This is a genomic window from Balneolaceae bacterium (genome assembly GCA_034521445.1).
GTDB lineage: Bacteria > Bacteroidota > Rhodothermia > Balneolales > Balneolaceae > JAXHMM01.
Window position 1 is genome coordinate 22302 of sequence record JAXHMM010000018.1, and the last position, 6294, is coordinate 28595.

The 6294-nt window shown below is 61.1% G+C and carries 6 protein-coding genes; 2 read left to right on the forward strand and 4 right to left on the reverse strand.

The genetic code is table 11. The annotated features are described in order from the left end of the window. Positions 1-102: 102 nt before the first annotated feature. Positions 103-720 carry a carbonic anhydrase gene (locus U5K31_15270; protein MDZ7774083.1) on the forward strand — a complete coding sequence of 206 codons (618 nt, stop codon included), beginning with the start codon at positions 103-105 and terminating at the stop codon, positions 718-720. A 72-nt stretch (positions 721-792) separates the two neighbouring features. Here U5K31_15270 and U5K31_15275 read toward each other — a convergent pair whose 3' ends face one another. From U5K31_15275 to U5K31_15285, 3 genes are all read right to left on the reverse strand, one after another. Further along, positions 793-2010, reverse strand: a complete 1218-nt coding sequence (locus U5K31_15275) for an aldose epimerase family protein (GenBank protein MDZ7774084.1) — start codon at positions 2008-2010, stop codon at positions 793-795. A gap of 145 nt (positions 2011-2155) precedes the next feature. Continuing rightward, complete coding sequence (locus tag U5K31_15280; protein MDZ7774085.1) at positions 2156-2932, reverse strand: hypothetical protein; 777 nt, start codon at positions 2930-2932, stop codon at positions 2156-2158. A gap of 128 nt (positions 2933-3060) precedes the next feature. After that, positions 3061-4221 (reverse strand): hypothetical protein, encoded by a 1161-nt coding sequence (locus tag U5K31_15285; GenBank protein MDZ7774086.1) that lies wholly within the window; start codon positions 4219-4221, stop codon positions 3061-3063. 184 nt (positions 4222-4405) lie between these two features. Between U5K31_15285 and U5K31_15290 the strand changes: the two genes are divergently transcribed. Then, entirely contained in the window at positions 4406-5827 is a 1422-nt protein-coding gene (locus U5K31_15290; protein ID MDZ7774087.1) for an SDR family oxidoreductase, read from the forward strand. Positions 5828-6083: 256 nt separating this feature from the next. On the opposite strand, the gene U5K31_15295 is transcribed toward U5K31_15290, so the two are convergent. After that, the coding region (locus U5K31_15295) for a hypothetical protein (GenBank protein MDZ7774088.1) at positions 6084-6294 on the reverse strand (211 nt) is incomplete at its 5' end.

Here is a 6294-nt window from a genome sequence, read left to right on the forward strand (position 1 = left end):
GTCCGATCCCGTCCCGCAGCCGGTTCTGTTGCCAGCCTTTGCCCTATTTACTATTTTGGGCGCGAAATTGTGCACTGCTCAATCTAATTAACGGAATCCCGCATGCCTATACTGCCCGCCGAGGAGGCCATGCAGCGCCTCAAAGATGGAAACCGCCGCTACGTCAACGGAAACCCGGATCCCGGTGTACGCGCCCACCATCCCGAACTCACAACGGGCCAGCAGCCCTACGCCGTAGTGGTGGGATGCGCCGATTCGCGCGTCCCGGTGGAGACGGTCTTCGACGCCGGGGCCGGCGACCTCTTCGTGATTCGCGTGGCTGGCAACGTAATGGACCCTTCCGGCATCGGCAGCGTGGAGTACGCTGTGCAGCAGCTGGGCACCCGACTGGTCGTGGTCATGGGACACAGTGGCTGCGGGGCCGTGCAGGCCACCATCGATGAGCTGAGGCAGCCAAGCGAGAATCCCTCGGTCAACCTGGTTGATATCGTCAAACGCATCGCCCCCGCCGTGCAGCCCTTGATGAAGGGCGAGGCGGCAGACGACCCTGATGAGCTCTCCCGCCGAAGCGTCCGTGCCAACGCCAGCCGCTCAGCCGAGCTACTGCGCAACTCGCCCGAAGTACTGAAAGGCCGGGTGGTGAGTGGAGATCTGGTGGTGGTGGGCGCCATCTACTCGCTGGAGACCGGGGAAGTGGAATTCTTCGACGTGCCGGGATGAATCCTGCACCGGCGCACTCGCCGTTTACCGTTGAAGTGAGGCGGGCAATAAGTCTGCAAAAACGTAGGCCGGTCAGAATCGAAAGACCGTGGCGCTGCGGTAGACCTCCCCGGCTTCGAGCACCGTGGAGGGGAACTCAGGCCGGTTGGGGCTGTCGGGAAAGTGCTGCGGCTCCAGGCAGAAGGCCGTTCGGTGGCCGTAGGGCTCTCCCTCCCTGCCCGTATCGCTCCCGTCCAGGAAATTTCCGCCGTAGAACTGCAGCCCCGGCTCCGTGGTGAAGACGGTCATGGTGCGTCCCGAGGAGGGATCTTCCGCCCGGGCTGCCAGGCGCATGGGCGCCTCCTCCCAGCCACTCGTCGGCACCTCACCCGAGATGCTGAAAGCCGGGGCTGCGCCCGCTTCCCTCAGAACAAAGTTGTGGTCGTAGCCTGAACCGTGCGCCAGCTGGGGATGGTCCGCACCCACCCGCTGCCCGATGGGCGTGGGACGGCGGAAATCAAAAGGGGTGCCCTCCACGGGTGCCAGCTCGCCGGTGGGGATGAGGGTGGAATGGATGGGCGCGTAGCGGTCGGCGTTGACAGCCAGCAGGTGGTCATTGATGGTGCCTGTGGCGGCCCCGCCCAGGTTGAAAAAGCCGTGGCTGGTTAGGTTGAGCACCGTCCGGGCATCGGTTTCGGCGCGGTAGTCGATGCGCAGTTCACGGGCCGAGGTCAGACGGTAGTCCACCTCCACGGTCAGCCTTCCGGGGTAGCCCTCCTCCCCATCCTCCGACACATGGCGTAGACTCAGGCTGGTGTCGCTGGAGGCGGTCACCTCCCATACCACGGTGTGGAAGCCGCCGGGTCCCCCGTGCAGGTGGTTGGATCCGTTGTTACGGGCCAGCTCATAGGTGGTGCCGTTCAGGGTGAAGCGTCCCCCGTCGATGCGGTTGGCATAGCGCCCGATGAGCGCCCCGAAATAGGGCTCGCTGGCTTCGCGGAAGCCCTCCAGGCTGTTGAAACCCAGCACCACGTTGGCATAGTCGCCCGAGGGGTCCGGTACCAGCAGTCCTGCGATGCGTCCCCCGTAGTTGGTCACCGCCACCCGGATGCCCTCCTCCCGACCAAGGAACCAGACGCCGGTCTGCCGGCCGTCGATGTTGGATTCAAATGCGCCGGGATCCAGCTCAAACATGGCCTGCGGGGAGGAGGTTGCCGTTTCCGGTGAAGACTCTTCCCCGCCCTTCAGCCCACAGCCCGCCAGGGCGGCCAGCAGAAGCGCGGTCGTGAGAAGCCTTATGGATAAGGGCATAGGTCATAAATACGTTTATAATTGGAGTGAATCGAGCCGGGGATCAGCCGGGAGTTAACCCGATGGGCAGACACCTACCATCCTACGTATTTTTCACTTCTAATATATATTAAGTAAAAAGTCTAATATGTTGATGGCAAATAATTTACGGAATATATCCATCTGGAATTATTTGAATGTTTGCGCTGTCGGCGGGGACGTATCCGCTGTGCTCCAACATAAGGGTGCGAAACCCTTCCCGCCATTCCCCCATGAAATGGTCGGCCCAAAAGTCGTAGGTAATGGTATCCCCTGGCATCAGCAAGATCTCAAATCGCCGAAGCTCCTGCGAGTCTCCTTCGCGTGAACTCCTTCTGGTAAGTCCGGCAACTGCGCCTCCCCCCTGCAGGCGTACTTCGGCGTAGCCAAGCTCTCGGACATTGTCAGGTACGCTTAGATTGACCGCACGCCGACCGGGCCGAAAGAGATAGGAGCTGGAGTTCCCGGAGTCGCCCTGTCCGGTGATATACACGCGTCCCATGTCCGCGCCGAAAGGGACCACATTCTTAAGGCTGAGGGTGTCGTCAGAGAGATTGCGGAAGGTAAGGGAGCCCCTCCAGCCTGGATCGTAGGCCGGGTCAGGGCGGTAGATAAGCTCCAGGCGTCCCGGAAGGATATAGCGCAGGCTCCTGTCGACGTACCGAAAATTCATGTCTCCCGTGTGCAGGGTATCTCCCCCGTATATAAAAGATGCTATGCCTGCGGACGCTGCGGGCCGTGCGGCGCGTCCTCCCTCCAGGATAAACTGCATCACGTCGCCCTTTCCATGGTGAATCCAGATCTCTTGCAGAGAGGCGGAAGCCTGTGCGGATTCCTGGCCATATACAGGCAGGGCAGCGGCCATCAGGCCGAACAGCAAACAGGGATAAAGAAGGGGTCGCATGACCATGCTTCGAATCATACGATACATACAACAAACCGTCGGCTTTTGTTCCCGGCCGGTACCGTCCGTCCCGGAAGCATGGTGGATATCCGAGATCGCCGGCAGTGGCTTCCGCCAGACCTTAGGAGTCAGGATTCTTCCGCCGCCACGGCCTCGCCCGAAGAAATACCCCGGCGGATACGGTAGGCGTGGACGGAATCGCTCCGGCGGTCGAGGTAGTAGAGAACGCCGCCCATCACCACCACGTCATTGGCCTCGGTGGGCAGGCGGAAGGACTCTACGTACTCACCTGTGTCCAGACGGAAAACGTCCACCAGCGAGAAGCCCTGCGGGTTCTGCGTGTTCAGTTTGGAGACGCTGGCATAGATGTACTGGCCGTCGGTGTCCAGATCGTAGGTGCGCGTGCGTTCTGGGATCTCCCTGGCGCCTGAACTGTCGGCATACGCAGAATCGGAGGTCTGGTCCTTCTCTTTCCCGAAGATATCCATGTCGCGAAACTTGCCCGTGCCCTTGGCCCGGAAGAGATTGCGGTCGGGGGTGATGACCTCCTTGACCTCATTACCCTGCAGGTCGTAATAGAAGAGATAGCTGGCGCCGGAGGGGGCATAGATAAACAGCTCTCTCTGCGGAAACGGGATGAGGTCGCCCACCAGGTCGAAGGCTCCGTTCTCCATGTTTTTGGGAAAGGGACTGAAGGTAGCCTCCAGGTTGCCTTCCGGATCGTAGACCCTAAAAAGGGAATCGGTCATGGCGGCGTGGACCACCACGAAGCCTCCGACGGCCGTCACCCGGTAGGGCTGGTAGTCAAGCTCCTTGTCAAACAGCCGGGCTCCGCTTTCCAGTTGGAAGGCAGTCATTCGCCTCTTGCCATGGTCGAGCACATAGAGGCGTCCCGATTCGGTCATTGCGTAGCCCAGGTAGTGCTCAAAGGCCTCCTCACTCCTGCCGCTGGGTACGCCGTAGGCCTTCATGAAGTTACCGGCGGGATTGAATCGCTTGATGCGCATGTCCTGGAAATCGCCCACAATCAGCGATTGGCCGTAACGGTCCAGAATCTTCGCAGTTCCCAGCGAATCGATGAGATCGCGGTGCAGCTTCACCCGCTCTCCCACACGGCCGGGTTGCCAGTTGCGCACCTCCGGCGTCTCCACTTTGGTGGACTCTATTTCGGGAGTATCGGGGGAATCGCCTCCCTCCTGCTGCGCATAAATCACGACCCCGGCCACTGCAGCTATGCTGAAGAGGATGCCAAAAACAAATATACCCAGGGTGCGCATGATGGATTTCATGAGCCAGGTGCCCTTATTGGTTGAATTTATGGATAGAGCATACCTATGGGTTATCGGCCGCAGGCCGATTTGCTTAAGCGCCGGCCTCCGCAGGAGGACGCCGGGCGGAACGATCGTTAGCCGCCTGGCGGTTATTTCCCCCTCGCAGAGCCCCGCCACCCTCATCTTCTTTAACCCCAGGTGCATGAAGATACTCCTGACCGGCGCCACCGGATACATCGCCAAGCGGCTGCTGCCCGTCCTCCTGGACCAGGGCCACCGGGTGGTCTGTTGCGTGCGCGACCGCCAGCGCTTTGACACTTCACCATACGGCAACGGCCGGCTGGAGGTCGTGGAGCTCGATTTCCTGGAACTGAAAAGCCTGGAGGCTATTCCCGGCGACATTGACGCCGCCTACTACCTGATCCACTCCATGTCGGCCTCCGGCGAGGACTTCGAATCCATGGAGCTTAGGGCCGCCCGCAACTTCCGCGAACGCCTGGACCGGACCGCTGCCCGGCAGGTTATCTACCTCGGCGGCATCGTCAACTCCAAGAAGCTCTCCCCGCACCTGCGCTCACGCAAGCGCGTGGAGGAGGAGCTGGGCAGGGGTGGCTACGGGCTGACCACCCTGCGCGCGGGCATCATCGTGGGTTCAGGCAGCGCCTCTTTCGAGATCATCCGGGACCTGGTGGAGAAGCTGCCCGTGATGATCGCCCCACGCTGGCTGGACACTTCCACCCAGCCCATCGCCATCCGCAATGTGATCCAGTTCCTGGCCGGCGTGCTGGGGATGGAGGCCAGCTACGGGCGGAGCTACGACATCGGCGGACCCGAGGTGCTGACCTACCGCGAGATGCTGGAGCAGTTCGCCGAAGAGCGCGGACTGAAACGCACTATCATCACCCTGCCCGTACTTACACCCCGGCTTTCCTCCTACTGGCTCTATTTCGTGACTTCCACCTCCTACCGGCTGGCCGTGAACCTGGTAGACAGCATGAAGGTTGAGGTCGTCGGCGAGCAAAATGAGCTGCATGAGCTGTTGGGGATCGAGCTGATTACCTACCGGCAGGCCCTCGCCCTTGCCTTTGACAGGCTGGAGCAGAAAGATGTGCTGTCGAGCTGGACCGACGCGCGCTCAAGCGAGACGCTCCGGGGCGGCGTCTCCCGGCTGGCCGAGGTGCCCGTCTACGGCTGCTTTAAGGACAGGCAGCGCTTCGAGACCGATGATCCCCGGTCTGCGCGCGACCGGGTCTGGAATATAGGCGGGGAGACCGGCTGGTACTACGCCAACGGCCTGTGGGCCCTGCGGGGCTTCCTGGACAAGCTGGCCGGGGGCGTGGGACTGCAAAGGGGTCGCCGCGGCAGCCGCGAGCTGCAGGCCGGCGACGCTCTCGATTTCTGGCGCGTGCTCTACGCGGACCGCGAAGAGGGACGACTGCTGCTCTACGCCGAGATGAAAATGCCCGGGGAAGCCTGGCTGGAATTCGAACTTTCCGGCAGCGAGCTTCGCCAGACCGCAACCTTCCGTCCCCGAGGGGTCTGGGGACGCCTCTACTGGTATCTGCTGCTGCCCTTCCATGTCTTCATCTTCCGCGGCTTGGCCCGGCGCATCGCGCAGGGCTGAGCGGGAATTACTGCCTGCGACTATAAATATTCCTGTCTTTCCTAGCTAAACAAAGGGAAGTACGCCCCCTCGACGGTGCTCGCCCTGAAACTCTCACGGGTTTTTATTAAACCCGTCAACGAACTTTTCGAACTGGACCCTAACGACTGAAGGCCATGAACCTTCGCCCACTCTTTGCCGCCCTGCTATGCCTTGCCGCCCTGCATTGGCGCCATGTCCGACGGGAGTTTCCAGGCGCTCTGGCCGGTCAGCAGGTTCAAAAATAGATCTCCAGCCAGGACGCCAGGCTGCAGAGGGTAACCAGCGCGTAGGTGTAAATCACCTTAAAGCGGTCAAGCTTGCGGAAGTGGTAGGTGGTATAGGCCCAGGTGGGGGCACAGACGACCCAAACGGCCGCCATCCACCAGATAGAGGCTCTCGTGAAGATCATGGTGCCAATGAATATGATCACAAGCACATAGGAGGCA

Excerpts from the sequence above, each read along its gene's own strand:
- U5K31_15280 (MDZ7774085.1), bottom strand. The coding sequence starts at position 2,932 with ATGCGACCCCTTCTTTATCCCTGTTTGCTGTTCGGCCTGATGGCCGCT.
- U5K31_15275 (MDZ7774084.1), bottom strand. The coding sequence starts at position 2,010 with ATGCCCTTATCCATAAGGCTTCTCACGACCGCGCTTCTGCTGGCCGCC.
- U5K31_15290 (MDZ7774087.1), top strand. The coding sequence starts at position 4,406 with ATGAAGATACTCCTGACCGGCGCCACCGGATACATCGCCAAGCGGCTG.
- U5K31_15285 (MDZ7774086.1), bottom strand. The coding sequence starts at position 4,221 with ATGAAATCCATCATGCGCACCCTGGGTATATTTGTTTTTGGCATCCTC.
- U5K31_15270 (MDZ7774083.1), top strand. The coding sequence starts at position 103 with ATGCCTATACTGCCCGCCGAGGAGGCCATGCAGCGCCTCAAAGATGGA.